General features: G+C 76.0%; 31 protein-coding genes. 23 read left to right on the top strand and 8 right to left on the bottom strand.

The features are described 5' to 3' along the window. Positions 1-77: 77 nt before the first annotated feature. The 3 genes from PH190_RS07030 to PH190_RS07020 all read left to right on the top strand — a co-directional run bounded on the left by PH190_RS07030 (position 78) and on the right by PH190_RS07020 (position 1,544). Positions 78-254: a hypothetical protein gene (locus PH190_RS07030; RefSeq protein WP_274230765.1), complete on the top strand. Its 177-nt coding sequence runs from the start codon at positions 78-80 to the stop codon at positions 252-254. Between the two features lie 16 nt (positions 255-270). Continuing rightward, positions 271-660 carry a VOC family protein gene (locus PH190_RS07025; protein ID WP_274230764.1) on the top strand — a complete coding sequence of 130 codons (390 nt, stop codon included), beginning with the start codon at positions 271-273 and terminating at the stop codon, positions 658-660. Positions 661-929: 269 nt separating this feature from the next. Next, positions 930-1,544 (top strand): superoxide dismutase, encoded by a 615-nt coding sequence (locus tag PH190_RS07020; protein ID WP_274230763.1) that lies wholly within the window; start codon positions 930-932, stop codon positions 1,542-1,544. Between the two features lie 92 nt (positions 1,545-1,636). Here the strand turns inward: PH190_RS07020 and PH190_RS07015 are convergent, their stop codons facing one another. Next, positions 1,637-2,704 carry an acyl-CoA dehydrogenase family protein gene (locus tag PH190_RS07015; protein WP_274230762.1) on the bottom strand — a complete coding sequence of 356 codons (1,068 nt, stop codon included), beginning with the start codon at positions 2,702-2,704 and terminating at the stop codon, positions 1,637-1,639. A 104-nt stretch (positions 2,705-2,808) separates the two neighbouring features. On the opposite strand from PH190_RS07015, the gene PH190_RS07010 reads away from it, so the two are divergent. The 4 genes from PH190_RS07010 to PH190_RS06995 all read left to right on the top strand — a co-directional run bounded on the left by PH190_RS07010 (position 2,809) and on the right by PH190_RS06995 (position 6,093). Next, positions 2,809-3,528 (top strand): metal-dependent transcriptional regulator, encoded by a 720-nt coding sequence (locus PH190_RS07010; RefSeq protein ID WP_274230761.1) that lies wholly within the window; start codon positions 2,809-2,811, stop codon positions 3,526-3,528. A gap of 73 nt (positions 3,529-3,601) precedes the next feature. Then, positions 3,602-3,841, top strand: a complete 240-nt coding sequence (locus PH190_RS07005; protein WP_274230760.1) for a FeoA family protein — start codon at positions 3,602-3,604, stop codon at positions 3,839-3,841. Positions 3,842-3,844: 3 nt separating this feature from the next. Continuing rightward, positions 3,845-4,678, top strand: coding sequence for a FeoB small GTPase domain-containing protein (locus PH190_RS07000; RefSeq protein ID WP_274230759.1), 834 nt, complete (start codon positions 3,845-3,847; stop codon positions 4,676-4,678). Further along, positions 4,675-6,093: a nucleoside recognition domain-containing protein gene (locus PH190_RS06995; RefSeq protein ID WP_274230758.1), complete on the top strand. Its 1,419-nt coding sequence runs from the start codon at positions 4,675-4,677 to the stop codon at positions 6,091-6,093. Before PH190_RS07000 ends, PH190_RS06995 begins: the two co-directional genes overlap by 4 nt. Before the next feature lie 79 nt (positions 6,094-6,172). On the opposite strand, the gene PH190_RS06990 is transcribed toward PH190_RS06995, so the two are convergent. Continuing rightward, positions 6,173-7,030 (bottom strand): CbtA family protein, encoded by an 858-nt coding sequence (locus PH190_RS06990; protein ID WP_274230757.1) that lies wholly within the window; start codon positions 7,028-7,030, stop codon positions 6,173-6,175. Between the two features lie 26 nt (positions 7,031-7,056). Further along, entirely contained in the window at positions 7,057-7,275 is a 219-nt protein-coding gene (locus PH190_RS06985) for a CbtB domain-containing protein (RefSeq protein ID WP_274230756.1), read from the bottom strand. A gap of 267 nt (positions 7,276-7,542) precedes the next feature. Here PH190_RS06985 and PH190_RS06980 point away from each other — a divergent pair, with 267 nt between their 5' ends. The 5 genes from PH190_RS06980 (at position 7,543) to PH190_RS06960 (ending at position 13,681) form a co-directional block, all read left to right on the top strand. Then, positions 7,543-8,334, top strand: coding sequence for an ATP-binding cassette domain-containing protein (locus PH190_RS06980; protein WP_274230755.1), 792 nt, complete (start codon positions 7,543-7,545; stop codon positions 8,332-8,334). Further along, positions 8,331-9,101, top strand: coding sequence for an ABC transporter ATP-binding protein (locus tag PH190_RS06975; RefSeq protein WP_274230754.1), 771 nt, complete (start codon positions 8,331-8,333; stop codon positions 9,099-9,101). Before PH190_RS06980 ends, PH190_RS06975 begins: the two co-directional genes overlap by 4 nt. Continuing rightward, positions 9,098-10,360 carry an MFS transporter gene (locus PH190_RS06970; protein WP_274230753.1) on the top strand — a complete coding sequence of 421 codons (1,263 nt, stop codon included), beginning with the start codon at positions 9,098-9,100 and terminating at the stop codon, positions 10,358-10,360. Before PH190_RS06975 ends, PH190_RS06970 begins: the two co-directional genes overlap by 4 nt. Continuing rightward, positions 10,357-11,859, top strand: coding sequence for an ABC transporter substrate-binding protein (locus PH190_RS06965; RefSeq protein WP_274230752.1), 1,503 nt, complete (start codon positions 10,357-10,359; stop codon positions 11,857-11,859). The genes PH190_RS06970 and PH190_RS06965 overlap by 4 nt, the downstream gene beginning before the upstream one ends. A 94-nt stretch (positions 11,860-11,953) precedes the next feature. Then, positions 11,954-13,681, top strand: a complete 1,728-nt coding sequence (locus PH190_RS06960; RefSeq protein WP_274230751.1) for an ABC transporter permease subunit — start codon at positions 11,954-11,956, stop codon at positions 13,679-13,681. On the opposite strand, the gene PH190_RS06955 is transcribed toward PH190_RS06960, so the two are convergent. Then, positions 13,678-14,130 carry a MarR family winged helix-turn-helix transcriptional regulator gene (locus PH190_RS06955; RefSeq protein WP_274230750.1) on the bottom strand — a complete coding sequence of 151 codons (453 nt, stop codon included), beginning with the start codon at positions 14,128-14,130 and terminating at the stop codon, positions 13,678-13,680. The two genes, PH190_RS06960 and PH190_RS06955, sit on opposite strands and share 4 nt — an antisense overlap. 85 nt (positions 14,131-14,215) lie before the next feature. Here PH190_RS06955 and PH190_RS06950 point away from each other — a divergent pair, with 85 nt between their 5' ends. The 5 genes from PH190_RS06950 to PH190_RS06930 are packed head-to-tail and all read left to right on the top strand — an operon-like array spanning position 14,216 to position 18,113. Next, the gene (locus PH190_RS06950) at positions 14,216-15,634 is read left to right on the top strand and encodes an MFS transporter (protein ID WP_274230749.1); all 1,419 of its coding nucleotides are present in this window, start codon (positions 14,216-14,218) and stop codon (positions 15,632-15,634) included. Positions 15,635-15,660: 26 nt separating this feature from the next. Further along, positions 15,661-16,536 carry an NAD(P)H-binding protein gene (locus PH190_RS06945; RefSeq protein WP_274230748.1) on the top strand — a complete coding sequence of 292 codons (876 nt, stop codon included), beginning with the start codon at positions 15,661-15,663 and terminating at the stop codon, positions 16,534-16,536. Continuing rightward, positions 16,533-17,129 carry a hypothetical protein gene (locus tag PH190_RS06940; protein ID WP_274230747.1) on the top strand — a complete coding sequence of 199 codons (597 nt, stop codon included), beginning with the start codon at positions 16,533-16,535 and terminating at the stop codon, positions 17,127-17,129. The genes PH190_RS06945 and PH190_RS06940 overlap by 4 nt, the downstream gene beginning before the upstream one ends. Before the next feature lie 44 nt (positions 17,130-17,173). After that, positions 17,174-17,743: a histidine phosphatase family protein gene (locus tag PH190_RS06935; RefSeq protein ID WP_274230746.1), complete on the top strand. Its 570-nt coding sequence runs from the start codon at positions 17,174-17,176 to the stop codon at positions 17,741-17,743. Between the two features lie 40 nt (positions 17,744-17,783). Further along, complete coding sequence (locus PH190_RS06930; RefSeq protein ID WP_274230745.1) at positions 17,784-18,113, top strand: ankyrin repeat domain-containing protein; 330 nt, start codon at positions 17,784-17,786, stop codon at positions 18,111-18,113. A gap of 13 nt (positions 18,114-18,126) precedes the next feature. Here the strand turns inward: PH190_RS06930 and PH190_RS06925 are convergent, their stop codons facing one another. Together PH190_RS06925 and cobF are read right to left on the bottom strand one after the other, a co-directional pair. Then, positions 18,127-18,510, bottom strand: a complete 384-nt coding sequence (locus PH190_RS06925; protein WP_274230744.1) for an ester cyclase — start codon at positions 18,508-18,510, stop codon at positions 18,127-18,129. Further along, a complete protein-coding gene (gene cobF, locus PH190_RS06920) occupies positions 18,510-19,265 on the bottom strand; it encodes a precorrin-6A synthase (deacetylating) (protein ID WP_274230743.1) in 756 nt (251 codons plus the stop codon). The genes PH190_RS06925 and cobF overlap by 1 nt, the downstream gene beginning before the upstream one ends. A 107-nt stretch (positions 19,266-19,372) precedes the next feature. On the opposite strand from cobF, the gene PH190_RS06915 reads away from it, so the two are divergent. Next, on the top strand, positions 19,373-20,215 hold the full coding sequence (locus PH190_RS06915; protein WP_274230742.1) for an amidohydrolase family protein: 843 nt from the start codon (positions 19,373-19,375) through the stop codon (positions 20,213-20,215). Positions 20,216-20,272: 57 nt separating this feature from the next. On the opposite strand, the gene PH190_RS06910 is transcribed toward PH190_RS06915, so the two are convergent. Next, a complete protein-coding gene (locus PH190_RS06910; RefSeq protein WP_274230741.1) occupies positions 20,273-21,742 on the bottom strand; it encodes a hypothetical protein in 1,470 nt (489 codons plus the stop codon). Between the two features lie 183 nt (positions 21,743-21,925). Between PH190_RS06910 and PH190_RS06905 the strand changes: the two genes are divergently transcribed. From PH190_RS06905 to PH190_RS06885, 5 genes are all read left to right on the top strand, one after another. After that, positions 21,926-22,504, top strand: coding sequence for a hypothetical protein (locus PH190_RS06905; protein ID WP_274230740.1), 579 nt, complete (start codon positions 21,926-21,928; stop codon positions 22,502-22,504). Continuing rightward, entirely contained in the window at positions 22,501-23,604 is a 1,104-nt protein-coding gene (locus PH190_RS06900; RefSeq protein ID WP_274230739.1) for an HTTM domain-containing protein, read from the top strand. The genes PH190_RS06905 and PH190_RS06900 overlap by 4 nt, the downstream gene beginning before the upstream one ends. Positions 23,605-23,732: 128 nt before the next feature. Further along, positions 23,733-24,572, top strand: a complete 840-nt coding sequence (locus tag PH190_RS06895) for a hypothetical protein (RefSeq protein WP_274230738.1) — start codon at positions 23,733-23,735, stop codon at positions 24,570-24,572. Positions 24,573-24,574: 2 nt separating this feature from the next. Then, positions 24,575-25,192 carry a class F sortase gene (locus PH190_RS06890; RefSeq protein ID WP_274230737.1) on the top strand — a complete coding sequence of 206 codons (618 nt, stop codon included), beginning with the start codon at positions 24,575-24,577 and terminating at the stop codon, positions 25,190-25,192. A 67-nt stretch (positions 25,193-25,259) separates the two neighbouring features. Continuing rightward, positions 25,260-25,646 (top strand): ACT domain-containing protein, encoded by a 387-nt coding sequence (locus PH190_RS06885; protein WP_274230736.1) that lies wholly within the window; start codon positions 25,260-25,262, stop codon positions 25,644-25,646. Here the strand turns inward: PH190_RS06885 and PH190_RS06880 are convergent, their stop codons facing one another. After that, a complete protein-coding gene (locus tag PH190_RS06880) occupies positions 25,647-26,249 on the bottom strand; it encodes a DJ-1/PfpI family protein (RefSeq protein WP_274230735.1) in 603 nt (200 codons plus the stop codon). Between the last annotated feature and the right edge of the window lie 6 nt (positions 26,250-26,255).

Below are 26,255 nucleotides of genomic sequence, written 5' to 3'. Positions count from 1 at the left end.
GACCGGGATGTGCCCTTCCCGAACCTCCGGTACCGTCGGTACCTAGTACTTCAGGTACCGATCCGAGGAGGACGACCATGCTGGGTGACATCGCCGGGACCGGCCCGCTGCGCGAGGCCCTGGAGACCACGAACACGCTGCTCGCTCAGGTGCTGGAGGAGCTCAAGCGCGTCAACGGCGACGGCCTCGTCACCGTGGCGCAGGAGCTGCGCGCGATCCAGGACGCGCTGCCGAGTACCGAGAAGGCCGCCTGACCACCACCATGAGGGCATGACCGCCACCGTCACCGGCTTCCACCACGTCAAGCTGCCGGTGTCGGACCTGGCGCGCAGCCGCGACTGGTACGAGCGGGTCCTGGGGCTCGAGGTCGTGCTCGAGTTCGCGGACGACGACGGCGTGGTCCGCGGCGTGGCGTTGCGCCTGCCCGACGGCGGGGACGCGGGCATCGCCCTGCGGGAGGACCCGACACGGGCCGCCGCGCTCGCGGGGTTCGACCCGGTGGCGCTGCTCGTCCCCGAGCGCGCGCAGGTCGAGCAGCGGCGGGCGCGGATGGACGAGCTCGGTGAGCGCCGCGGCGAGATCGTCACGGGGTCGGGCGGCGGGTCGGTCCTGGCGGTCCACGACCCCGACGGCCTGGAGATCCGGCTCTACGCCGACTGAGCGCCCCGCCCGGCCCAGGGCCTCCTCACGAGGACGGGCCGCCCGAGCACCGCCGCGGACGCGGTGCCGAACGACGGTTCACCCGTGTCCCGCGCGGGCACCACCGGTGCACCGGCCCCGCGACGTCGACGATCCGGCGTCCCGCGGCGGGTCCCACCGTGCGCCCGAGGGCGCACTCCTCGACCAACACCCTTGCAGTTGCGAGTTGTCTGCAACAGCAGCAGGCTGGCCCCTCACGGCCCGCAGCAGCCCACCGACGGGAGATCCCGATGGCGGAATACACGCTCCCCGACCTGCCCTACGACTACGGCGCCCTCGAGCCCCACATCTCGGGCAAGATCATGGAGCTCCACCACGACAAGCACCACAACACCTACGTGACCGGGCTGAACGCCGCGATCGACGCGCTGGCCGAGGCCCGCGAGCAGGACACCATCGGGACGACGGCCCTGCTGTGGGAGAAGAACCTCGCCTTCAACTACGGCGGGCACATCAACCACTCGATCTTCTGGAAGAACCTCAGCCCGGACGGCGGCGACAAGCCGACCGGTGACCTGGCCTCGGCGATCGACCGCGACTTCGGGTCGTTCGACCTGTTCCAGAAGCACTTCACCGCGGTCGCGACGACCATCCAGGGCTCGGGCTGGGCGATCCTCGGCGTCGACTCCCTGACCGGGAAGCTGCGCATCTTCCAGCTCTACGACCAGCAGGCGAACGTGCCGCTGGGCATCGTGCCGGTGGTCATGCTCGACATGTGGGAGCACGCCTTCTACCTGGACTACCAGAACGTCAAGCCGGACTACGTGAAGGCCTGGTGGAACGTCGTCAACTGGAACGACGCCGCCGAGCGCTTCGACCACGCGAACGGCCTCACCCTGGCCTGACCCCCGGTCTCGCGCGGTGATCGTTCCGACAAGCGTCCACTGCGCGGTGCGCGGCGACCCCTCGACCTCCCCGGCCGAGGGGTCGTCGTGTGTCAGGGGCCGGGCGGCAGGACGTCGAGCAGCGCGGCGCGGATCCCGGGGCGCCCGGCGGCGACGAGCGTGAACGCCGCCTCGCGGGCGAGCCGGCGGGCCGGGTGCCGGCCGACGATCGCCCGGCTGCCGACGGCGACGGTGAGCGTCGCGGCCGCGCGCACGGCGAGGGCCGAGGCCGCGGCGCGGGCCGCGGGCATCGCGTCCGGGTCGGCGAGCGCGGCGTCGAGGTCGTCGCGAGCGGCGTCGAGGGCCTTCCGCAGCGTCGCCGCCACCGCCTCCCCGCCTGCCTCCTCGCCCGCCTCGACGAGCACCTCCTCGACGAGCGCGGCGCAGCGGCCCGCGACCCCGAGGGCGAGGCAGCCGTTGACGCGCGCACTCGCGTGCTGGCCCGCGAGGAACTGCGCGCGCGTTGGCGTCGCGACCACGGCGTCGTCGCCGACGGCCCAGCCGTCGACCTGCAGGCGCACGGTCCGGCTGCCGTTCGCGGCGGCGAGGTCGAGGGGGTGCACGGTGACGCCGGCCGGCGCCGAGGCCGGCACGAGCACCGTGACGATGCGGGCCTCCGCGTCGTCGGCGTCGGCGGTCGCCGCGTCGCGCGCCGAGACCTGCAGCAGGTCGACCAGGCCCCAGCCGGTGACCAGCGGGGCGGTGCCGTCGAGGCGCCAGCCGCCGTCGACCCGGGTCGCCCACAGCAGCGGCGGCTGCGGGATGGCGCCCGCGTAGGCGACGCCGCAGCGGGTGGTGCCCGCGACCGCGGCGGCGAGGTGGCGCTCGCGCAGGGCATCGTTGCCGGTCGCGGCGAGCGCCCGCACCGAGCCGTGGTGCTGCATCCACGTGAAGGTCGTGGCGAGGCAGGCGCCGGCGAGGGTCTCGACGACGCCGAGGAAGTCGTCGAACGCCACGTCCGGGCCGCCGTGCTCCGGGGGCGCGGCGAGGCCGAAGAGCCCGGCGTCGGCCAGGGCCCGGAAGTGCGCCTCGGGGATCGTGGCGGTGGCGTCCACCTCGTCCGCGGCGGGCAGCAGCACGTCGGCGGCGATCTCCCGCGCCCGGTCCAGCACGTCGCCCATGCCACGGAACGGTAGCCGCGCGCGTCCGGCGTGGCGTCGATCCCGCCACCGGGGCCGTGGCCGTGCACGGTTCCGCGCACAGGGCCCGGCGCTACCCTGACGGCATGTCCGGGACCGTCGCGCCGCGCACCGCGGCGGTCGACGACTACATCAAGGCCATCTACGCCGTCTACGAGCGCGGCGAGGGCCCGGCGTCGACGACGGCGCTGGCCAGGCGCCTGGGGGTCGGCGCGTCGTCGGTGTCGGGGATGCTGCGCAAGCTCACCGACCAGGGCCTCGTCGAGCACCGGCCCTACGGCGGCGTGCGGCTCACCGACTCGGGCACCCGCGCGGCGCTCGACGTGCTGCGCCGCCACCGGCTGCTCGAGACCTACCTCGTCCGCGAGCTCGGCTACGGCTGGGACGAGGTGCACGACGAGGCCGAGGTGCTCGAGCACCACGTCTCGCCGACCCTGCTCGACCGCATGGACGAGCGCCTCGGCCACCCGCGCTACGACCCGCACGGCGACCCGATCCCCGCCGCGGACGGCACGGTCGCGGAGTTCACCGCCCGCCGCTTCGCGACCCTCGAGCCCGGCGACCGCGGGCGCCTCGTCCGCGTCGACGACACCGAGCCCGCGATGCTGACGTGGCTGCGCGAGCAGGCCATCGAGCTGGGCGTGGGGCTCGAGCTGGTCGCGCGTCGGCCCTTCGGCGGGCCGTTCGAGGTGCGGGTGGGCGCGGCCGACGGGGAGCGCGACCTCGACCTCGGCCCGGAGCTCGCCGACGCGCTGTGGGTCGACGATGTCGTCGAAGGGGTGTTCCACCGGGGCTCCGCGTCGTAGAGTTCGGCCAGCCGAACTTCGAGTGGCGGGCCGGACGAAACCAGGTCCCCGAGCAGGACGGGGGTGGTCAGCGATGACCCTCGACGAACTGCCCCGCGGCCAGCGGGCCGTCGTCACCGCGCTCGACATCCGCGGGGGCGAGCGCCGTCGCCTCATGGACCTGGGCCTGCTGCCCGGGGCCGCGATCCGCGCGGACATGGTCAGCCCGCTGGGCGACCCGACCGCCTACGAGGTGCGCGGCGCGCTGGTCGTGCTGCGGCGCGGGCAGGCGCGCACCGTGCACGTCGAGCAGGCCGGCACCGGGGAGGGCTGACCCGTGGGGACCCCGCTGCCGACGCCGGGCGTCGGACCGTCCCCCGACCACAGCGGCGACGCCTGCGCCTCGTGCGCGCTCTCCCCGGCGTCGTCCCGGCTCGCGCGTCTGGGCCTGGATCCCGGCCGCTACGACCACGTCGTCGCGCTGGCCGGCAACCCGAACACGGGCAAGAGCACCGTGTTCAACGCGCTGACCGGGCTGCGCCAGCACGTCGGCAACTGGGCGGGCAAGACCGTCGCGCGTGCCGAGGGCGGGTTCTCCTACGGCGGCGCGGGCTACCGCATCGTCGACCTGCCCGGCACCTACTCCCTGCTGTCCACCAGCACCGACGAGGACGTGGCCCGCGACGTGCTGCTCTTCGGGCGCCCGGACGTCGTCGTCGTGGTGGTGGACGCGACGCGCCTGGAGCGCAACCTGCCGTTGGTGCTGCAGATCCGCCAGATCACCGGGCGGGTGGTGGTCGCGCTCAACCTCGTCGACGAGGCCCGCCGCCACGGCATCACCGTCGACACCCGGCACCTCACCCGCGAGCTCGGCGTCCCCGTCGTCGCCACGGCGGCGCGCCGCGGCGAGGGGCTACCGGACCTGCTGGCGGCGATCGCGCAGGTCGCGGGCACCGACGACCCGCCCGCTCCCCTGCGCCTCGTGCACCGCGACCCCGCGCTCGAGCGGGCCGTCGCCGAGCTCGCCGTGCAGGTCGAGGCCCGCTTCCCCGGCGTGCCCAACAGCCGCTGGGTGGCGCTGCGCCTGCTCGAGGGCGACGCGGGCATCGAGCAGGCAGTGCGGGACGGGACGCTGGGTGCGCTCGCGTCCCCGCTGGAGCAGACGGCATGACCGATCTCCTCGACGAGGCCGCCCGCCTGCGCCGCGGGCTGTCCGACGACGCCACCCACGACCTCGGCGACCGCATCGTCGAGTCGCTCTACACCGACGCCGCGCGGATCGCCGCGACGAGCGTCGATCGCGACGACGCGCGCGCGAAGCTCACCGTCGACCGCGCCCTCGACCGCGTCCTGACCCACCGCGTGTGGGGCTTCGTCGCCATGGGCGTGCTGTTCTTCGGCGTCTTCTGGTTCACGATCGCCGGGGCCGCGGTGCCCTCGGACCTGCTCTACGAGCTGCTCGTCGAGAACGGGCACGCCTGGCTGCTCTCCGGCTTCACCGCCGTCGGGGCGCCGTGGTGGGTGACCGGCCTGCTCGTCGACGGCGTCTACCTGGCCACGGCGTGGGTGATCGCCGTGATGCTGCCGCCGATGGCGATCTTCTTCCCGCTGTTCACGCTGCTCGAGGACTTCGGCTACCTGCCGCGGGTGGCGTTCAACCTCGACCGGCTCTTCGCCCGCTCCGGCGCCCACGGCAAGCAGGCGCTGACGATGATGATGGGCTACGGCTGCAACGCCGCCGGTGTCACGGCCACGCGCATCATCGACAGCCGCCGCGAGCGACTGATCGCGATCATCACGAACAACTTCAGCATCTGCAACGGCCGCTGGCCGACGCTGATCCTCATGGGCACGATCTTCGTCGGGGCCGTGGTGCCGCCGGCGCTGGCCGGGGTGGTCGCGGCCGGGAGCGTCGTCGCCGTGGTGATCGTCGGGATCGGCGTGACGCTCGCGGTGTCGTGGCTGCTCTCGCGCACCGTGCTGCGCGGCGAGAGCTCGGTGTACTCGCTCGAGCTGCCGCCCTACCGGCCGCCGCAGGTGCTGCGCACGCTCTACACCTCGATCATCGACCGGACGCTCAAGGTGCTGCGGCGCGCGGTGCTCATGGCGGCGCCCGCGGGCGCGGTGATCTGGCTGATCGGCAACGTGCACCTGGGCGACGCGAGCGTGGCCGCGCACCTCGTGACGGCGCTGGAACCGGTCGGCTGGGTGATCGGGCTCAACGGCGTCATCCTGCTCGCCTACCTCGTGGCGGTGCCCGCGAACGAGATCATCATCCCGACGATCGTCATGCTCACCCTGACCCTCGGCGCCAACACGCTCGGCGCCGCGCCGGGCGTGATGCTGGAGCTGGGTGACGACGCGCAGATCGGCTCGGTGCTCGTCGGCGTGGGCGGCTGGACGCTGCTGACCGCGGTGAACCTCATGCTGTTCACGTTGCTGCACAACCCGTGCAGCACGACGGTGCTCACCATCTGGCACGAGACGCGCAGCGTGCGCTGGACGACCGTCGCCACGCTGCTGCCCCTCGGGCTCGGGTTCGCGGTGTGCGCGCTGACCGCCCTGGTCTGGCGGCTCGTGGCCTGAGCCGGGTGGCGACGGGCGATGGGCACCCCTCGCCCGTCTGTGCGAGCGACGGCGCCCTGCGCCCAGGACGACGAGCAGGTCAGGCGGCGGACGTCTCGGGCGTGCGCTCGCCGACCTCGCCCTTCGCGAGCCGGCGCTCGACCAGCGCGCCGAAGGCCAACCCGAGCACGCCCCAGAGCAGGGCCTGCGCGGCGAAGGACGCGACGCGGAAGTGGTAGAGCACGTCGGCGTCGAAGCCGGGGTAGAGGATCGCCCCGGACGCGTCGCGCAGGGGCAGCGGCGTCTCGGAGACCCGCGGCCCGTTCTCCACGGCGTTGATCGTCAGCTCACCCAGGCCCGGCAGCACCGTCGTGAGGACCGCCGACAGCGCGACGTAGACGACACCCCCGACCAGCACGGCGTTCCACGTGCCGATCCGCCCGCGGACCAGCCGGGCCACGGCGACCGCGGCCACGAGGAACAGCAGCGAGCCGATGACCATGACCAGGTAGAGCGCGGTGCGGTCGCCGATCGTCTCGTCGCTGCCCACCGCGGGCGGGCTCGCCGGGTACTTGACGAACGGCGTCGCGTAGATCGTCAGGAAGCCGGCGCCGGCCACGACCAGCGCGAGCACCCGCGGGCGCAGCGCCACCCGGCCGTGCAGCAGCGTGTAGACCACCGCGAACAGCAGGCCCAGCGCGATCCCGATGGCGACCATGCCGACACCGAGGCCGATCGTGGCCTGCACCCCGCGGCTGACGACCTCCTCCTCGGCGCCGCCCGCCGGGACCGCCCCGGCCGCAGTGGCCAGGGCCTCCTCGGCCTCGCCGCGACCCTCCTCGTAGGCGATCGCGGCCTCGACCTGCGGCTCGGCGAACAGCAGCGCGAACACCCAGGCGACCAGCCCGGCCACCGCACCCGCGACCACGCCCCGGAGCACGAACGACCGTGCCTCCATCTGCGACTCCTCCGCCGGACCGCGGCCTAGTGGCAGGGGAAGCCGAGGAAGTGGCGGGCGTCGTGGACGAGCTCGTGGAGAACCGTCGTGTCGCCGAGCACCGAGACGGCGCCCTGGTCGATACCGACGACGTAGTAGAGCGCCAGCCCGACGAGGACGGCGCTGATCAGCCAGGGCAGGGTCTCCGACGCGGGGACCGCGGTGGCCTTGGCGCGGGCGACGGCACCAGCAGTGGTCACGGGCATCTCCTCTTCGGGCGCACGACGAGCGACCGCCCCGGCGGTGGCGGACAGCGGAGACGCTAGGGGCCCGGGGATCATGTCGTCAACGCCTCAGCATGTGGTGAGCTATGGGCCCTGAACTGGTTGTACGCGCTCCGACCCGGCCTTCCAACGACGACTCGTGCTGCCAATGACTGGCAACGCATGCACGTGTGCGCCTGCGACTCCTGCGTTGCAGAGCACGCCGGGTAGCCACCCACGCACGGCGAGAAGGCCCTAGGGTCGCGGCCCGTGCCCCCCGCCGCCGAGGTCGCCGCGATCCGCGACCTCACCGTCACCGCCGGCGGCGTGAGGTGCGTCGACGGGGTCACGCTCACCGTCGCGCCGGGCGAGCGGTGGGGCGTCGTCGGGCCGTCGGGCGCGGGCAAGTCGCTGACCGCCGCCGCGGTCGCGGGCCTGCTGCCGCCCGGCACGTGCGCGGGCGGCAGCGTGCGGATCGCCGACCGCGAGCTCGTCGGCGCGCCCGAGGCCGCGCGCGCCGGGGTGCGGGGGCGCGGTGTCGCCCTCGTCGCCCAGGACGCCGCGACCGCCCTGCACCCGCTGCTGTCCGTGGGCCGCCAGCTCGCGATGCCGCTGCGGCGCCACCAGGGCCTCGACCGCGCCGCCGCCCGGACCCGCGTGGCCGAGGCGCTCGCCGCGGTCGACCTGCCCGCCGAGCTCGCCCGCGCCCGCCCGTCGCAGCTCTCGGGCGGGCAGCGCCAGCGCGTCGTGCTCGCCGCGGCGCTCGCCTGCCGTCCGCGCCTGCTCGTCGCCGACGAGCCGACCGCGGCTCTCGACGGCCCCGTCGCCCGGTCCCTGCTCGACCACCTCGACCGCGCGCTCGCGGCGTCGGGGACCGCGTTGCTGCTGGTCACCCACGACCTCGGGGTGCTCGCCGCGGTCTGCGAGCAGGTCGTCGTCCTCGCCGACGGCCGGGTCGTCGAGGCCGGCCCGGTGCGCGGCGTGCTCGCCGCGCCGGAGCACGCGGTCACCCGCGAGCTCGTCGAGGCGGCGCGCCTGTCGGTGCCGGAGGTGCGGGCGTGAGCTTCACCCTCGCCGGCGTCACCCGCCGCTACACCGTGCCCGGCGACCGGCCGTGGCGCCGCGTCGTGCGCACCGCCCTCGACGGGCTCGACCTCGAGGTGCCCGCCGGCCGCGACCTCGCGGTCGTGGGCGCGTCCGGGTCGGGCAAGTCGACGCTGCTGCGGGTGCTGCTCGCCCTCGAGGCCCCCGAGGCGGGCACGGTGCGGTTCCGCGGCGAGGTGGTCACCCCCCGCCGCCCCGGCGCGCTGCGCCGGGCCGTCGGCGTCGTCGCCCAGGACCCCGGCAGCTCGCTCGACCCGCGGCTGCCGGTCGGCGCGAGCCTGCGCGAGCCCCTGGAGTGCGCGGGCGTGCCCGGCGATCACGGGGAGCGCGTCGCCGAGCTGCTCGACGCCGTGGGCCTCGACCCCGCCGTCGCCGACCGCCGCCCGGCCGCGTTCTCCGGCGGCGAGCGGCAACGGATCGCGCTGGCCCGCGCCCTCGCGACCCGCCCGGCGGTGCTCGTCGCCGACGAGCCCTTCAGTGCCGTCGACCCCACGACCCGGCGACGCCTCGTCACCCTCGTCGGCCACCTCGCCCGCGCGTCGGGGACCCGGCTGCTGCTCGTGAGCCACGACCTCGGGATCGCCCAGCGGCTCTGCGCCGACGTCGCCGTCCTGGCCGCGGGCCGGGTCGTCGAGACCGGGCCGATCGACGACGTCCTCGCCCGCCCGTCCGCGGACGCCACCCGCGCGCTGCTCGACGCCGTGCTCGGCGTGGAGGTGCCGTGAGCGTCCTGCTGCGCCGGTGGTCGATCCTCGGGCGCCTCGGCGAGCTGCCCCGCCCGATGCGCCTCGTCGTGCTCGGCCAGCTCGCCTTCAACACCGGCTTCTACCTGGTCCTGCCGTTCTTCGCGCTGCACCTCACGCGCGACCTCGGGCTCGGCGGCGCACTGGTCGGGCTCCTGCTCGGGCTGCGGACGTTCAGCCAGCAGGGCCTGTTCTTCCTCGGCGGCGCGCTGGCCGACCGGTGCGGGACCCGGCCGGTCGCGCTCACCGGGTTCGTGGTGCGCATCGCCGGGTTCCTGCTGCTCGCGCTCGCCGAGGGGCCCGTGCTGCTCGTCGCGGGGACGGTGGCCACGGGCGTCGCGGCGGCGCTGTTCTCGCCGGCGGTGGAGGCCGAGCTGGCGCGGCGGGCCGGCGCGCTGGAGCGCACGCACGGCCCGACGCGCAGCGAGGCGTTCGCGATGGTCGGGGTCGCCGGGGAGGTCGGCGTGGTCGTCGGCCCGGTGCTCGGCTCGCTGCTCCTGACCGTCGACTTCGCGGTGACCGCGCTCGCCGCGGCGGGCGTGTTCGCCGTCGTCCTCGTCGCCTTCGCCCGCGGCATGCCGCGCGAGCCCGCCGCCCACGCCGGCGAACCGGTGCTCGCGGGGTGGGGCGAGGTGCTGCGCAACCGGGCCTTCCTCGCGTTCGCCGCGGCGTACTCGTCGTGGCTGCTGAGCTACAACCAGCTCTACCTCGCGCTGCCCGTGGAACTCGCCCGCGCCGGGTCCGCCGGGCTACTCGGGGCGCTGTTCGTGCTGTCGGCGGTGATCGTGGTCGTGGGGCAGGTGCCGCTGGCCGAGGTGGTGCGCCGGCGGCTCGGTCCGCGCGCGCTCCCCGTGGGGTTCGCGGTGCTCGCGCTGTCGTTCCTGGCCACGGCGGTGCTCGTCGGCGTCGGGGCGCCCGGGCCGGTGCCGGCGGTGGTGTTCGTGGTGACGCTGACGCTCGGGCAGATGATGGTCGTGCCGGTCGCGCAGGACGCGGTCGGGCGGCTCGCGGGCGAGCGGCGGCTCGGCGCGCACTTCGGCGTCCTCGCCTCCGCCGGCGGCCTCGCCGCGCTGGGCGGGAGCGCGCTGCTCGGGGCCCTGCTCGACGCCGGCGGCCCGCCCGCCCTGCCCTGGGCCGTCACCGCCGCCCTGCCCCTGACCAGCGCGCTCGTCATGGGCGTCCTCGTCCGCCGCGTGCCCGCCCTGCACGCCGACACCCTCGCCGCCGGGAGGCCGTCGTGAAGCCAGTGAGATCCACCCACCGTCTCGGGGTCCTCCTGGCCGTGCTCGGCCTCGCGCTCACCGGGTGCTTCAGCGTGTCGGGGAGCGACGGCCAGGACGGCCGGCTGCGGGTCGGGCTGTCGTTCCCGCCCACGGCGGGCCTGTCGCCCTACGGCAACGAGGCCACGCTGGCGACGCGCCTCGGCGTCACCGAGCCGCTGGTGGTCCTCACCGGCGGCACGCCGACGCCGGCGCTGGCGACGACGTGGACGCAGGTCTCGCCGACGAGCTGGCGGTTCGTCCTCCGCTCCGGCGTGACCTTCCACGACGGCTCGCCGCTCAACCCGGAGGCGGTCGCGGGCAGCCTCACTCGCGCGGCCGCGGCCACGCCGACCCCACGGGCGCTGGCCTCCCTGGCCGACACCGGGCCGGCGCTGACGGCGGTCCCTGACGGGGCCGGCGGCGTCCTCGTCACCACGCCCGTGCCCGACCCGGTGCTCCCCCAGCGCCTCTCCTCGCCGGAGCTGGTGATCCTCGCCCCGTCCGCCTACGCCGACCCGGCACGGCCCAGCCCGGTGCGGGCGGGCACGGGGCCGTTCGTGCTCACCCGCGTCGACGGGTCCGCCGGCGCGACGCTCGACGCGAACCCCTCGTCGTGGCGGGGACCCGTGGGCGCGCCGGGCATCGACGCCCGCTTCCTCGCCGACGGCGCCGCGCGCGCCAACGCCCTGCGCGCGGGCGAGCTGGACGTCGTCGAGGCGATCCCGGCCTCCCAGGTGGCCTCGATCGCGCCGCCGCAGCAGGTCGTCGGGGTGCCGTTGCCCCGCAGCGTCGCGGTGTACCTCGACCAGCGCGCGCCGGTGTTCGCCGACCCCGGGGTGCGGGCCGCGGTCCGGGCTGCGCTGGCGCCCGTGGACGTCGCTGGCTCGATCTACGAGGGCCGCGCCGACCCGGCCGCCGGCCTGTTCGGGCCCGCGACGCCCTGGGCCGCCGCCCGTCCCCCGCACCCCGTGACCCCGCCCGCGCCGGTCGCGGGCCAGCGCCTCCGTCTCGCGACGTACTCCGACCGCGCCGAGCTCCCCGAGATCGCCGCCGCGGATGCCGATGCGCTGCGCCGCGCCGGGTTCACCGTCGACGTGACGGTGCTCGAGAGCTCGGCGTTCGAGGCGCAGCTGGGCACCGGGGCGTTCGACGCGGTGATCATCAGCCGCAGCCAGCAGCTCGACACCGGCGACCCCGTCGGCTACCTGGCCAGCGACTTCTCCTGCGGCGGCAGCTACAACCAGGCGCGGTACTGCGACCCCGCCACCGACGCGATCCTCGCCGCGGCCACCGCGAGCAGCGACGTCGAGGCCCGCCGGCGCGCCGCGCTCGAGGTGGAGGCGCGGGTGCTCGCCGCCGACGCGGTGGTCCCGCACGTCACCGAGCGCGCGCGGGTGGGCCTCGGCGCGGGCGTCACCGGCGTGGCCGAGGACCCCAACGAGCAGTTCCTCGTCACCGCCGCGACCCACCAGGGGTGAGCGGGGTGCTCGGGGGTGCCAGCGTGGCGTCCACGCTGGCGTCCAGGGTCAGGATCGCCACCACCTCGCTCGCGGGACACGCCGGGGCGGGCGCGTGACCACCGCGCGCCGGCTCCTGCCGCTGCTCACCGCCGTGCTCGCGGTCGTGGTGCTCGCGCTGGTCGTCGCCGCGCTGCCCTGGCTCTGGGACGACGACCCGGCCGCCGCGGTGCTGCGCGTGCGCTACCCCGAGCGCGGCTTCTCCCCCGCCGCCCTCGATGCGCTGCGCGCCGAGCTCGACCTGCCGGCCGACCCCGTGGCCGGCGCCGTCGGCTGGCTGGGCGGGGCGCTCACCGGCGACCTCGGCGTCTCGTGGGTGTCGCGGGCCCCGGTCACGCCGTCGGTGCTCGCCGCGCTCGGGGTGTCGCTGACGCTCGCGCTCGCCGCGGTGGTCGTCGCCGCGGTGACCGCGACGGCGCTGCTCGCCCCCGGCGTCCGGCGCGCCGCGCACCGGGGCGGCCCGGCCGGGCGCGGGAGCGCGGTGGCGGCGTCGGTGCTGGGTGCGGTGCCCGAGATCGTGCTCGGTGCGGTGCTCGTCGCCGTCGTGGCGGTGGCGTGGGGGCTGCTGCCGAGCACCGGGTTCGCCGGCCCGTCGTACCTCGTCCTCCCGGCGCTCGCGCTCGGCCTGCCCGCGGGCGGGCTGCTGGCGCGGATGCTGTCGTCGGCGACGGAGTCGGCGCTCGCCGAGCCGTGGGTGCGCACCTGGCGCTCGTGGGGCACCCCACCGGCCACGGTCGCGCTCGGCGTCGCCCGGCGGGCCGTGGCGACGGCGGTGCCCCAGGTCGCGCTGCTCACGGTGGGCCTGCTGGGGAGCGCGGTGGCGGTCGAGCAGCTCTTCGGCATCCCCGGGGTCGGCTCGCTGGCGCTGGACGCCGTGCTCGCGCAGGACCTGCCGCTGGCCCAGGCGGCGGTGACCGTGCTCGTGCTGCTCGGGCTCGTGCTGGGCGGGGTCGGGGTGCTCGCGCACCGGGCGCTGCTCGGGCCGGCGCGGGCGGGGGCGGAGGTGGCGGTCGGGGTGCCCGACACGTCGGGCCGGGCGCGCTCGTGGGCGCCGTGGGCCGGGGCCGGGGTGCTCGCGCTCGTCGTCGTCACCGGCCTGCCGCGCGACCCGTCGACCACGGTGACTGAGCGCCGCCTCGCCCCGCCGTCGTGGTCGGTGCCGCTGGGCGCCGACGCGCTGGGCCGCGACCTGTGGGCCCGGATGGCGCACGGCGCGCTGCTCACGGTCGGGACCGCGGTCGCGGTGACGGCGGTGTGCGTGCTCGTCGGGCTCGCGGTCGGCGTCGGCGCGCGGTCGGCGCGGGCAGGGGTGGCGGACGTGCTCAACGCCGTGCCGCCGGTCGTCGTCGGGCTGGTCGTGGCCGCGGTCGCGGGGCCCGGGCTGCTCGGCGCCGCGGTCGCCGTCGCCGCCGTCGGGTGGGTGCCGCTGGCAGTCCACGCCCGCACGCTCGCGACGGAGGCGCGCGCATCGGGGTACGTGCGGGCGGCGGTGCTGGTCGGGGCGTCGCCGGGGCGGGTCGCGCGGCTCCACGTCCTGCCCGCGGTCGTGGTACCGGTGGTGCGCCACGGGCTCGCGCGGGTGCCGCACGCCGCGCTCGGGATCGCCGCGCTGAGCTTCCTCGGGCTCGGCGCGCCGCCGGACTCGCCGGAGTGGGGCGCGGTGCTCGCCGCCTCGCTCGCCTACGTCGACCGCGCGCCCTGGACCATCGCTGCGCCCGTCCTCGGGTTGGCGCTGCTCGCCGTCGTCGTGGCCCTCGTGCCCGAGACGCGGACGAGCAGCTAGGAGACCTCGACCGCGGCGACGTTCGCGCGGAGCCGGTCGAGCACCCGCCGGGCCGCGGCCTCGTCGTCGGGGTCGAGGCCCGCCCGCAGGCGCCGGTCGTGCTCCACCGCGACGTCGCGGAGCCGGAGGAAGGCGGCGCGGCCGGCGTCGGTGAGCTCGACGAGGTGCACCCGCCGGTTGGCCGGATCGCGGCGGCGGGTGACGAGACCGGCCGCCTCCATCCCGTTGAGGTGGTGGGTCAGCGTCGCGCCCTGGATGCCCACCGCGGCGGCGAGCTCGCGCTGGCTCTCGGCGTGGCCCGTCACCAGGGAGAGCAGCACCAGCCAGGTCGACATCGACCCGCCCGCGGCGGCGAGCGCGGCGTCGAAGGCGCGGCTGACCTCGCGCGCCGTGCTCGCGAGCTGCAGTCCGAGCGGCGGCACGGCGGGCGGACCGGAGGCGTCGGGCATGGGCGCAGCGTACTCGCTTCGATATCCAACGCATTGACGTCTAATTCTTAGATGTCTAACGTCGTCGGCAACCGAGGAGGTCCCGATGAGCGCAGCCCTCGCCGTCCGCGACGACGCCGCCACCACGCGCGCACTGTCGCGCCGTCGGTGGATCGCCCTGGGCGTGATCGCCCTGGCGCAGCTGACGATCGCCCTCGACGCGACGGTCGTGACCGTCGCGCTGCCGTCGGCGCAGGCCGAGCTGGGGTTCCCCGACGCCCAGCGCCACTGGGTGATCACGGCCTACACCGCCGTCCTCGGCGGGACGCTGCTGCTCGGCGGCCGGATCGCCGACCACATCGGTCGCCGCCGCACCTTCCTCGTCGGGCTCGCCGGCTTCGGCGTCGCCTCGGCGCTCGCCGCGCTGGCGCCCGCCCTTCCCTGGCTGGCCGTCGCCCGGGGCCTCCAGGGCGCCTTCGCCGCGCTGCTCGCGCCCACCGTGCTCGCGCTGCTGTCGGTGGGCTTCCCCGACCCGCGCGAGCGCGGCCGGGCGTTCGCGGTCTTCGGCGCCGTCGCGGGCGGGGGCGGCGCGGTGGGGCTCGTGCTCGGCGGGCTGCTGGCCGAGACGGTGGGGTGGCGCGCCTGCCTGTTCCTCGCCGTGCCGATCGTCGTCGTGACCGCCCTGGGCGCGCGATTCCTCCCGCGTGGCGAGGGCGGCGGTCCCCGGCGGTGGGACACGCGCGGCGCGCTGCTCGTCACCGCCGCGCTGGTCGCGCTCGTCGCGGGCTGCTCCGCCGCGCTGCCCGCCGTGTGGACGCTCGGGCTGCTCGCCACCGGTGCCGCGCTGCTCGCCGCGTTCGTCCGCCACGAGGCGCGGACACCGGAGCCGTTGCTGCCACTGTCCGTGCTGGCCGACCGGGTGCTCGTCGGCTCGTGCCTGACCCTCGGGCTCTCCGTGGTCGGGGTGCTCGGCGCGTTCCTCGTCCTGACCTACTTCCTGCAGGTCGTCCTCGGGTTCTCGCCGCTGCGCACGGGGCTCGCGTTCCTGCCGTTGTCCGCGGCGCTGCTCGTCGGCGCGCAGGTCGCCGGCCGGGTGATGGCGCGCGTCCCGACGCGGGCGCTCGTGGTCCCCGGCCTGCTCGTCGCCGCGACCGGCCTGCTCCTGCTGACCCGCCTGACCCCGCACAGCGGCTACGCGTCCGGCGTCCTGCCCGCCGAGCTGCTGCTCGGCGTCGGCGTCGGCGCCGTCTTCACCCCGGTCATCAGCCTGGCGACGAGCCGCGCGCGGCCCGCCGCCGCCGGCGTGACGGCCGCCGTCGTCTCCACCGCCCAGCAGCTCGGCGGCTCCTTCGGCGTGGCCGGGCTCAACGCGCTCGCCGTGGCCGCGGCCGGTGCGACCGCCGCCGGGAGCCGCCCGTCGGTCGACGCCCTCGTCGCCGGGAGCACGACCGCGGCCGGCGCCGCTGCCGCGGCCCTGCTGGTCGCGGCCCTCGTCACCACCGTCCTCGTCCGCACCGAGCACTGACCCCACGACACCCGAAGGAGTCCGCCGTGGAGGACACCGTCCTGGTCACCGGCGCCAGCGGCCACGTCGGCGCCGAGCTGGTCGCCCGTCTCGCCGCCGACGGCCGACACACCCGTGCCATGACCCGCAAGCCGCACGACCTCGCCGTCCCCGCCGGGGTCGAGGTGGTCCGCGGGGACGCCGACGACCCCCGATCGCTGGCCGCCGCCTTCGCCGGCGTCGAGCGCGCATTCCTCGTGTCCGCCGAGGCCATCGACCCGGACGCCGGCCCCACGCACGTCCCGGCGCTCGCCGAGGCCGCCGCGCGGGCCGGCGTCGAGCACCTCGTGCTGCTGTCGGTGCTCAGCGGCGGCGAGGGCGACGACGTCCTCGCCGCGTGGTGGCGGCGGGTCGAGCGCGCGGTGACCGGGAGCGGCCTGCGCTGGACCCTGCTGCGGCCGGGGCGGTTCATGTCGAACGCGCTGGCCTGGGCCCGGCAGCTCGACGGCGGCGACGCCATCAGCGTCCCCTTCGCCGACCGCCCCGCCGCGTCGATCGACCCGGCCGACATCGCCGCGGTCGCAGCCGCCGCACTCACCGCCACCGACCGCCGTCACGACGGCGCGGTCCACCGGCTCTCCGGACCCGCGGCGATGACCCCGGCCGACGAGGTCGCCGCGATCGCGGACCTGCTCGGGCGGCCGCTGCGGGCGGTCGAGCCGCCGCTCGACCAGGTCCGCGCGGGGATGGCCCGCAGCGGGATGCGCGAGGCCGTCATCGACGCCGCGCTCGCCCGCACCCTCGAGGGCGGCGACGGCGTGGAGGTCCTGCCGACGGTCGAGCAGGTGCTCGGGCGCCCGGCCCGCACCTTCGGCGACTGGCTCGACGCCCACCGCGACGCGTTCACCGGGGGGCGCTCATGAGGGACCTGACCGGGCCGCTCGTCGGCGTGAGCTTCCTCGGCGGCGTCGGCGGCGCGATCGCCCTCGCCGACGCCCCGTACCCCCGCCCCGGGGCCACCGGCGCGCGGGTCCGCACCTACTTCCGGGGCAGTCGCCGCGCCGCCCGCCTCGGCGCCACGGGCCAGGCGATCTCGGCGCTGTCGCTCGCGCGGCTCGCCGGCACGGTCGCGCGCCGTTCCCCGAGGTGGCGACCCCTCGCGGTGGGCGGCGGAGCGATCGCCGCCGCCTCGCTGGCCACCTCGGCGGTCATCGCCACCACGCTGACCGTCCGCGACGTCGACGACGACACCGCCCTGCGGCTGTCGCGGAGCGCGTTCGTCGCCGGGGGCCCGGTGCACGGGGTCGGCTTCGCGGCCCTGACCGCCGCGCTCGTCCTCGGCGGCGCCGACGCGCTGCCCCGCTGGCTGGTCGTCACCGGCCTGGTGTCGGCGGCGTGCGGGGCGACGTCACCCCTGTGCTTCCTGTGGTCCCCGGCCGGCTGGCTCATCCCCGCCGGCCGCGTCCCCGGGCTCGTCGTCGCCGCGGTCGCCGGCCCGCTGCTGTCCGCCCGGTAGGGCGTGACACCGTCGGCGGCGGCCGACCGATCGAGAGGGGCCTCGTGCGCCTGCACCTGCTCGCCCACGCCGCGACCGCCGCCGCCCGCGAGGCCCGCTTCCCCGCCGACGAGCCGCTCGACACCGGCGGACGGCGCGCCGCCGCGGAGCTCGCCGGGCGGCTCGGGGAGCCCGCCCGGGTGTGGTGCGCGCCGTCCGCCCGCTGCCGGGGCACCGCGACGTTGGTGCTGCCGGGGCGGGTGGCCGACGGCGAGGCGCCCGCCGGCCCCGACCCGGGCGCGTGGGCCGGGCGCGCCCCCGCCGACCTCGCCGCCGAGGACCCGGCGGCGCTGCAGGCCTGGCTCACCGACCCCGACGCGGCGCCGCCCGGCGGGGAGTCGCTGGCGGCGCACGTCGCGCGCGTCGGGAGCTGGATGGACGCCCTGCCGCGCGAGGACCGCACCGTGGGCCTCGCCGTCGTCGACCCGCCCGTCGTGCGGGCCGCGGTGGCCCACGCCCTGGGCGCCGGCCCCGCCGCCGCGTGGCGCGTCGACGTCGCGCCGCTGACCCTCGCGGTGCTCACCGGGGGCTCGGGGCGCTGGAACCTGCGGTCGCTGGGCGCGGCCACGAGTTGATCGAGTAGCACGGCCGGTCGCGCGCAACCACAATGACCTCGTGGGGGACGTCGAGGGGGCCGTGACCGCCCGCTCCGTCGCGGGCCTGGTCGACGCGGCGGCGGTGGGTGACGACGAGGCGGTCGTCGCGCTCCTGCACGTCTCGCCGTCGCCGGGGTGGGACGAGGTCGACCTCGCGTTCTGGAGCGCCTGCCGCGGCGGGCACCTCAGCACGGTGGAGATCCTGTTCCGGCACGGCGCGCAGCTGAACCGCTGCCATCACCACCTCGGCCAGACGCCGCTCGACGCGGCCGTCGCGTCCGGCGCCGAGGGCCTCGTCCGCTGGCTGCGCGTCCGCGGCGGGTCGACGGCGGCGGGGCTGCGGCGCTGAGGCAGGCGCTCGGTCAGGGCCCGAGCTGGCCCCGCACCGCGTCGGTGTCGATCACCGACCACACCTGCGCGATCCGGCCCTCGCGGAAGCGGTAGAAGACGTGCTCGGCGAAGGCGACCCGGCGCCCGTCGACCGCCAGCCCCTGGAAGGTGCCCCGCGGCGTGCAGTCGAACCACAGCCGGCAGGCCACGTGCTCGCCGTCGACGACCAGCAGGTCCGCCACGAACCGCAGGTCCGGGATCGCCGCCACGTCCCCGACCAGCAGCGCGCGGTAGTCGTCGAGCGTGAACGCCGCGCCGTTGTACGCGAGCGCGTCGTGCACGTAGTCGCCGAGGCGGTCGAACGCGCGCTCGTTCAGGCAGTCCAGGTACGCGCGGTAGACCGGCTCGAGGTCCATCAGCGCCGGCGCACCAGGTAGGTGTCCATGAGCCAGCCCTTGCGCTCCCGGTGCTCGGCGCGCGCGGCCAGGATGCGCTCGCGGACGTCGCCGACGCGGCCCGCGATCAGCACCTCGTCCGGTGTCCCGACGTAGGCACCCCAGTAGACCTCGGCGTCGTCGGGCAGGTGCGCCAGGCCGTGGTCGCGGGCGCCGTCGAGCATGACGACGAGGTCCGCCTCGCCCGAGTCGACGCTGTCGTCGAGCACCCGGCGGGCCGGGGTGATGGTGGCGGCGCGGGCGGTGCGGGTCAGCGTCGTGCGGTGCGCCGCGGCCAGCACCGACGGCGCGCCGAGCCCGGGCACGACCCGCCAGTCGAGCGCCACGCGGCCGCGGGCGTCGAGGCGGTGGAGCATCTCGACCGTGCCGTCGTAGATCGCCGGGTCGCCCCACACGAGCAGCGCGCACGAGCCGCCGTCGGGCACCTCGTCGAGCAGCGTCTGCTCGTAGAGCGCGGCCCGCTCGTCGCGCCAGCGCTCGGTGGCGCCCTCGTAGTCCGGGGACGTGCGGTCGCGCACCGCGTCGTCGCGCTCGACGACGCGGGCCTGCGGCGCGAAGCGCTCGACGATCCGCGCGCGGATCGCGGTCAGCTCGTCGGCCGGTCCCGGCTTGTGCAGCAGGACCACCACGTCCACGCCGCCGAGCGCCTCGACCGCGTCGAGCGTCAGCTGCCCCGGGTCGCCCAGACCGATCCCCACCACCTGCACCGTGCGCACGGACAGGCACGCTCTCACGAGCAGCGTGGTCCCGGAGCACGAGCCGCGTCACACGCCAGGAGTCCGGACGCAACCACCCGGCAACACACGCTTGCTGGACTCGCGGCATGGCCCTCGCCGACCGAGTCGTCCGCGCCGTGCACGACGCCCACCGCCACCTCGGCGTCCTGCCGGCCTACCCGTTCTACGGCGGGCCGCCGGTGAACCCCGACGTCACCGCCCGGGCGACGATCGACGACCTGCGCGCCGACCTCGACGCCGAGGGCACCGAGCTGGCCGTCGCCATCCCGAACTACGGCGTGCCGGACGCGAGCGCCTCGTTCGCGCTCAACGAGCTCTGCCTCGAGGCCGCGCAGAAGGACCCGCGCGTCCGGGCGGGCATCTGGGCCTCGCCGCGCCCGCAGGACGCCGAGCAGACGGCCGCCGCGCTGCGGCTCGCCGCCGAGCCCGAGGTCCGCGTCATCAAGATCAGCTTCCTGCTCGGCGGCCGGGCGTCCGACGAGGCCTGCCGCCCCCAGCTCGAGGCGATCTTCGACGCAGCCCGCGAGCACGGGCGCGTCGTGCACGTGCACACCTCGCCGGGCGCGGCGTCGGACATCGACGAGGTCGGCGAGCTCGTCGAGCGCTACGCCGACGACGTCAAGCTGCACCTCGTGCACCTCGGCGGCGGGATGAGCGGGCACATCAAGCTCGTCGGGGGCCGGTTCTTCGACTGGATCGCGGCCGGCAAGCAGGTCTACACGGACACCAGCTGGGCCATCGGCTTCGCGCCCCGCTGGCTCGCCGCCGAGATCGAGCGCCGCGGCATCGGGCACGACCGCGTGCTGTTCGCCAGCGACGAGCCCTGGGGCGACCGGACCGGCGAGCTCGCCCGCATGGCCGAGGCGATGGGCGACGGCGAGCTCGGCCGGCTCACCCTCGCCGGCAACGCCGAGGCCCTGTACGCCTGAGGCGGACTCCGCCCCGCGGCGCACGCCTGGGGCCTCGACCGGGACGTCGCCGCGCCGTCACGGTGACGGTGTCGTCCCCGGCGCCACGTCGACGGTCACCGGGACCGTGACGATCCGCCAGTCGCGCTGCACCTGCACCCACAGCTGGTGGCGGCCGGGGCGCGGGAAGGTGTGGTCGAAGGCGACCTCCGGCCCGTAGGTGCCGGCGGGTCCGGCGGTCGTGGCAGGGCCCATGTCGTGGACGTGCCCGAACGCCGACGCCGGGTCGCCGGGGTCCGGCGCGCCGGCGACGCCGGGCCCGAGCAGCATGAGGTGCGCGGCCATCCCGAGCCATCCCTGCAGGTCGGTGACCTGCCGGCCGTTCTCGGCGAACCGCGCCACGACCCGCGTCGGGCGCCCGGCCACGGCGTCGGACACGGTGACGTCGACCTGCATCCCCTCGACCTGACGTGCTCCCGGTCCGGGCGACGGCGCCGCCGCGGCGGGCGCGGGGCCGCCGACGTCGATCGCGGTCCGCGCCACCTGGTGCCCGCCGTCGCCCGCGCGCTCCATCTCGGCGAACACGCCGTAGCGCCCGGCCGCGCCCGGCGTCAGGCGCACGACGTAGCGCCCGGGCGCGACGCGGACCGGGTGGACGTGGTCGAGGCGGCGGTCGGGGCCGATCACCGCGAGGTGGACGAGGGCGTCGTCGTGGACGGCGAGGTCGTCGACGACGGCGCCGCCGGCGGAGTCGGTGAGGTCGAGCTGCAGGTCCACCGGGGTGCCCGCGGCCGGCGTCGACGCGGTGGTGGCCGTGAGCACGACGCTGCCGGTGGTGGTGGGGACGGCGGCGGGGGTCGCGGCGGGGGCCGCGGCGGGGGCCGCGCCGGCGTGGCCCGCGTGGCCCGAGGGCCCGCCGATCGGGGGCACGGCGGCGGCTGTCGGTGCCGCGGTGATCGCGGTGCTCGGGGCCGTCGCCACCGCCGTCACCGCCACCGTCACGCCGACCAGCGCCACCGCCCCGAGACCGATCGCGAGGCGGGGTCGCCGGCGCACGCCCGGGCTCACCGCGGCGATCAGCGCGGCGACCCCGACCAGCGCACCGACCCGCACCGCCCACACCCAGCCGGGCGTGCCCGCGGGCGCGGCGACGGTGATCGGGACCCGGGCGAGCGTGCTCCCGTCGTCGACGAGGACCTCCCACGCGCCGGGGCCGTCGACCGCGAGCGCGGCCTCGTGCGGCTGCCCGACCGGGGCCGCGGGCACGGCGACGGCGTCGACGGCAGCGGCGCCCGGACGGACGGCGGCGAGCGTGACCTCGCCGGGCGGGGCGTCCGCACGCGGCAGCACCACCACCGGCAGGCGTCCCGCGCCCTCGGGCGGAGCGATGATCGTCAGCGCGAGCGCCCGGGACCCGAGGTCGAGCTCGAGGCGGGTGACGCCGGTGGGCGTCGACTCGTGCGCCCCGGCCGCCGGGACCCCGAGCACGACCGCCCCCGCCAGCAGCACGAGCAGGGCGACGAGCCGGTGTCCCTGGCGCGCGAGCACGCCGACACCGTAGCCCCGACACCTCATCGATTGCTGAGATGTCGTGCTGGGTGGTCTCGTCGACGTCCTCCACGCGCCGGTGCGGCGCCGCCCGCGACGGGCTTAGTTGCCTGCTCCGTAACGCTCAGCGCGTGGCGCCGATGTGTGAGAGCGAGCACCCAGATCGAGAGTTCGGGGGACGACGTGACGACGACCCAGGAGACGGACAGCCCGCCACCAGGGTCCGGTGACCCGGACGAGGCCGAGGCGCCGGAGACCCTGAGCCGCCAGAAGCGGCTCGGCATCTCCGTGCTCATCGTGCTCGTCCTCCTGGGCATGCTCGCGAGCGTCGCCCCGAAGTCCCAGCTCCGCGAGGAGCTGCGTGACATCACCCGACCGTTCCTGCTCGCGTCCGGGGTCGACCAGGGGTGGGGCGTGTTCTCCCCCAGCCCGCCGACCACCACCAACCTGGTCGTGGCGCGCGTCGACCGGGCGGACGGCACCGTCGGCGTCTACCCGATGGAGGGCGGCGTCGGGATCGCGGAGTACTGGGACTACCGCTGGCGCAAGTACGCCGAGCAGATGTGGCGCAAGCGCGGCGCCGAGCGTGAGCGGATCGCGTTCGCGGGCTGGATCGCCGACCAGGACCGCGCCGCCGGGCACGAACCGGTGCGCGTGACGCTGCTCCGCCACACCCGGCAGAACCTGCCCCCCGGTCCGGGTCCCGACGCGGGCGAGTGGCGGGAGATCCCGTTCTTCACGACCCCGGCGAGCCGGCGATGACCGCCCGGTGGGCGCGGGCCCGCGCAGGCTGGAACCGGTTCTGGTTCGCGCCGCGGTCGACGGCGCCGGTCGAGGTCATCCGCATCGTCTTCGGTGTCCTGGCGACCCTCTGGATGCTGTCGCTCGTCCCGGTGCTCGAACCGTTCTTCGGCGAGCGCGGTGTCATCACGGCCCGCGACCTGCCGTTCGGCAGCTGGACGATGTTCAGCCTCGTCCTGGGCACGCCGGCGATCTGGGTGCTGTGGTCGCTCGGGCTGCTCGCCGCCGTGGCGCTCGCCGTCGGGTTCCGCACGAGGCTGGCGGCCCTCGTCGTCTTCGTCGTGATGATGTCGGTGACCCGCTCGGCCCCGCTCGCCTTCAACGCGGGCGACGCGCTGCTGCGGATCGTCTCGTTCTACGTGCTGCTCATGCCGGCCGGGTCCGCGGTGTCGGTCGACCGGTGGCGCCGTGACCGCGCGCTCTGGAGCTTCCCCCGCCGCGCGCCGTGGGCCCTGCGCCTGGCGCAGATCCAGCTCAGCGTCATCTACATCTCCACCGTCTGGGAGAAGGCGGGCGGCGCGCACTGGCGCGACGGCACGGCGGTGTCGTACGCGGTCCGGATCGGGGAGGTCACCCGCTTCCCGGTGCCGTCGTTCGCCACGGACTCGCTGGTGCTCGCCCAGCTCGCGACCTACGGCACGCTCGCCGGGGAGCTCGCCGTCGGCGTGCTGGTGTGGAACAAGGTGGCACGGCCCTACGTGCTGGCGATCGGTGTGCTCCTGCACCTGTCGATCGAGCTCACCCTGGCCGTCGGCTTCTTCAGCATGACCATCGTGACCCTGTACCTCGCCTTCCTCCCGCCGGAGCGGGCCGAGCAGGTCCTGCGCTGGGTGCCCGACCGGGTCGCGCGGCTCCGGCGACGCCGCCGTCGCGAGGAGCCGCCGGCGCCGCTCACGCCGCAGCCCCCGGCCGGCGTCGAGCGCACGGACCTACCGGAGGCCAGGGAGCCCGCGGAGATCGCGGCGGAGCCGACCGTGGTCGCCGCCGTGGAGGACGAGGGCATCGACCAGTCGTCGGAGCGCCATGCCGCACCAGGAACGAAGGCGCTGTCCGACGCCTGAGCTAACGCTTTCGTCACGATGCTTCCAGCGAGTAACAACGAACGGGTGACTCCCGACACGGACTACGTCGACGGGGCGACGGGTCAGTGCAGGGATCGGGCCGGCGAGGGCCGGGGACGGAGAGAGGCATGATCAGTCAGGAGAAGGGACGCCGGTTCCTGGTGCTCGGGGCCGGGGTCCTGCTCATCGGGTCGCTCGGCGTGGGCTCGGCGTCCGCGACCGACTACTACTCGAGCAACACCTGCGTCTCGGTGTCGACGTACCACCCGCCCCACCGCGACGGCAGCAGCGACGACAGCACCGACAGCTCGACGGACAGCACCGACGCGACCGACACCGACGCCAACCCGATCGACCCCGTCCTCGATCCCGTCCTCGACCCGGGCACCGACCCCGTGACCGACCCGGTGGCCGATGCGGTGGACACGGTGACCGACCCGGCCGCCGACACCCCGCTGGACGACGTCCTCGACACCGCCACCGACCCGGCCGCGGACACCCCTCTCGATGACGTCCTGGACGGCACCGACGGCACCGACGGCACCGACGGCACCGACGGCACGGGCGCCGACACCGGCGGCGGCACCATCTCCGTGCCCTCGCTCGGTGGCGGTTCCCCCGGCACCTCGTCGGTGCCCTCCGGTGGCGGCTCCGTCTCCTCGATCCCGTCCGGCGGTCTCAGCGGCGTGCTGAACCTCCGGTCCGCCGCGGACTCGGACTCGAGCACCCCGGGCCAGACCGACGCCGACCTCGACCGCAGCGAAGCCACCCTCACCACCACCGACGAGGGTGACGACTACGACTCGAGCTACGACCACGGCGGCTACTACGCCTACGGCCACGCCCGCACCGTCTGCTACTTCAACAGCTCGGTGAGCCACTACTGGTACAACTACCGCCCGGTCGGCGAGGTGTACGCGACGCAGGTCAAGCGCGTCCCGTCCGGCGGCGTGGACACGGGCAACTGACCATGGCCACCACCGAGAAGGCCGACAAGGACGTCAAGTCCGGGCCGTCGATGACCAACATCTCGATCGGCCTGGTCGTGATCCTGGTTCTGCTGGCCCTGATCGTCGGGGCGAACTCGTCCGGCCCGTCGGCGTTCTCCTCGCCCGACCCGCTGGCGGCGTCGAACCCGACCCGTGTCACGGTGCCGTCGATCTCGGCGGAGTCGAGCCTCGTGCCGACGGGGCTGCAGGAGAACGGCAGCCTCGCGGTGCCGCCGGTGTCCCAGCCGATGCAGGCGTCGTGGTTCGACCAGAGCCCGACGCCCGGCGAGATGGGGCCGAGCATCATCCTCGGGCACGTCAACGGCGGCGGTCAGCCCGGCATCTTCAACAAGCTGAACGAGGTGGTCGCCGGCGCCCAGGTGTTCGTCGACCGTGCCGACGGCCAGCGGGCCGTGTTCGAGGTGTCGCGGGTGGAGACCATCCCGAAGGACTCGTTCCCGACCGACGCGGTCTACAACGACACCGCCAATCCCCAGCTGCGGCTCATCACCTGCGGTGGGGACTTCGACCAGGCGGCCCGGCACTACCGCTCGAACGTCATCGTCTACGCGGACCTCGTCGAGGTGCAGCGGGTCTGACGCCGTTCACCGAAGGACCCCGGGCCTCGCCCGGGGTCCTTCGTGTGTCCGGGGCACGATGGCCTCCGTGCGCGGTGACACCGACCTCGACCGCCTGCTCGCGGGCATGGCGCCCCTCCTGCACCCCGAGCGCTACGTCTGGGTGACGGTGACGGCCCTGCCCCCGGGCCTCGACCCGCTGGCGACGATCCGCGAGGACGAGGGGGTCTCCGCGGTCGTGACCGCCGGCGACGCCGACACCTACGGGCTCGCCGGCGAGTTCCCCTGCGCGGGCATCACCCTGCGCGTGCACTCCGCGCTCGAGGCCGTCGGCTTCCTCGCCGCGATCGCCCGCGCCCTCTCCGACGCCGGGATCAGCACCAACGCCGTCGCGGGCTTCCACCACGACCACCTGTTCGTGCCCTGGGAGCGGCGCGACGACGCGATGGACGTACTGCGGGGCCTGACCGGGTGATCAGACGGGCGGCTCCGGGTCGTACTGGATGCCCCGCCGAACCTGGCGGGCGCGCTCGGGGCTCACCAGCCGCGCGACGAGGTGCAGCGCCATGTCGATGCCGGCCGAGACCCCGGAGCTGGTCACGACGTCGCCGTCGTCGACGAAGCGGTCGTCGCGGCGGACCTCGATGCTCGGGTCGGTCTCGCCGAGGACGTCGAGTGACGCGTGGTGCGTGGTCGCGGGCCGCCCGGCGAGCAGGCCCGCGGCGGCGAACACGAGCGAGCCGGTGCAGACGCTGGTCATCAGCGGCACCTCCGCCCGCCACCGCTTGACCTGCTCGAGGTGCGCGGCGTCCCGCATCAGTGGCCGCGTGCCCCGGCCCCCGGGGTGCAGGAGGATCTCGACGGCCGGCAGGTCGGCCGTCGCCCGGTCCGGGACGACCGTGAGCCCCTTCGCGCACCGCACCGGCTCGCCGGTCTCCGAGAACGTCGTCACCCGGTAGCCGTCGTCCGGGAAGTTCGCCGTCCAGAAGGCCAGGACCTCCCAGGGCCCGATCGCGTCGAGCTCCTCGACGCCGTCGAACAGCAGGATCGCCAGCCACCGCTCCGTGGGCTCACTCACGGGCCC

It is taken from the genome of Actinomycetospora straminea (genome assembly GCF_028737255.1).
In the GTDB taxonomy this organism is placed as follows: Bacteria; Actinomycetota; Actinomycetes; order Mycobacteriales; family Pseudonocardiaceae; genus Actinomycetospora; species Actinomycetospora straminea.
The sequence above is the reverse complement of the archived record's forward strand: the minus strand, read 5'-3'. Positions and strand labels throughout refer to the sequence as shown.

What these genes read in the sequence shown, in the direction of transcription:
- PH190_RS07010 (WP_274230761.1), top strand. Translation starts at nt 2,809, where the DNA reads ATGTCCGGGACCGTCGCGCCGCGCACCGCGGCGGTCGACGACTACATC.
- PH190_RS07030 (WP_274230765.1), top strand. Translation starts at nt 78, where the DNA reads ATGCTGGGTGACATCGCCGGGACCGGCCCGCTGCGCGAGGCCCTGGAG.
- PH190_RS07025 (WP_274230764.1), top strand. Translation starts at nt 271, where the DNA reads ATGACCGCCACCGTCACCGGCTTCCACCACGTCAAGCTGCCGGTGTCG.
- PH190_RS06995 (WP_274230758.1), top strand. Translation starts at nt 4,675, where the DNA reads ATGACCGATCTCCTCGACGAGGCCGCCCGCCTGCGCCGCGGGCTGTCC.
- PH190_RS06895 (WP_274230738.1), top strand. Translation starts at nt 23,733, where the DNA reads ATGATCAGTCAGGAGAAGGGACGCCGGTTCCTGGTGCTCGGGGCCGGG.
- PH190_RS07015 (WP_274230762.1), bottom strand. Translation starts at nt 2,704, where the DNA reads ATGGGCGACGTGCTGGACCGGGCGCGGGAGATCGCCGCCGACGTGCTG.
- PH190_RS06925 (WP_274230744.1), bottom strand. Translation starts at nt 18,510, where the DNA reads ATGGACCTCGAGCCGGTCTACCGCGCGTACCTGGACTGCCTGAACGAG.
- PH190_RS06890 (WP_274230737.1), top strand. Translation starts at nt 24,575, where the DNA reads ATGGCCACCACCGAGAAGGCCGACAAGGACGTCAAGTCCGGGCCGTCG.
- PH190_RS06915 (WP_274230742.1), top strand. Translation starts at nt 19,373, where the DNA reads ATGGCCCTCGCCGACCGAGTCGTCCGCGCCGTGCACGACGCCCACCGC.
- PH190_RS07005 (WP_274230760.1), top strand. Translation starts at nt 3,602, where the DNA reads ATGACCCTCGACGAACTGCCCCGCGGCCAGCGGGCCGTCGTCACCGCG.
- PH190_RS06985 (WP_274230756.1), bottom strand. Translation starts at nt 7,275, where the DNA reads ATGCCCGTGACCACTGCTGGTGCCGTCGCCCGCGCCAAGGCCACCGCG.
- PH190_RS07020 (WP_274230763.1), top strand. Translation starts at nt 930, where the DNA reads ATGGCGGAATACACGCTCCCCGACCTGCCCTACGACTACGGCGCCCTC.
- PH190_RS06990 (WP_274230757.1), bottom strand. Translation starts at nt 7,030, where the DNA reads ATGGAGGCACGGTCGTTCGTGCTCCGGGGCGTGGTCGCGGGTGCGGTG.
- PH190_RS06955 (WP_274230750.1), bottom strand. Translation starts at nt 14,130, where the DNA reads ATGCCCGACGCCTCCGGTCCGCCCGCCGTGCCGCCGCTCGGACTGCAG.
- PH190_RS06900 (WP_274230739.1), top strand. Translation starts at nt 22,501, where the DNA reads ATGACCGCCCGGTGGGCGCGGGCCCGCGCAGGCTGGAACCGGTTCTGG.
- PH190_RS06940 (WP_274230747.1), top strand. Translation starts at nt 16,533, where the DNA reads ATGAGGGACCTGACCGGGCCGCTCGTCGGCGTGAGCTTCCTCGGCGGC.
- PH190_RS06950 (WP_274230749.1), top strand. Translation starts at nt 14,216, where the DNA reads ATGAGCGCAGCCCTCGCCGTCCGCGACGACGCCGCCACCACGCGCGCA.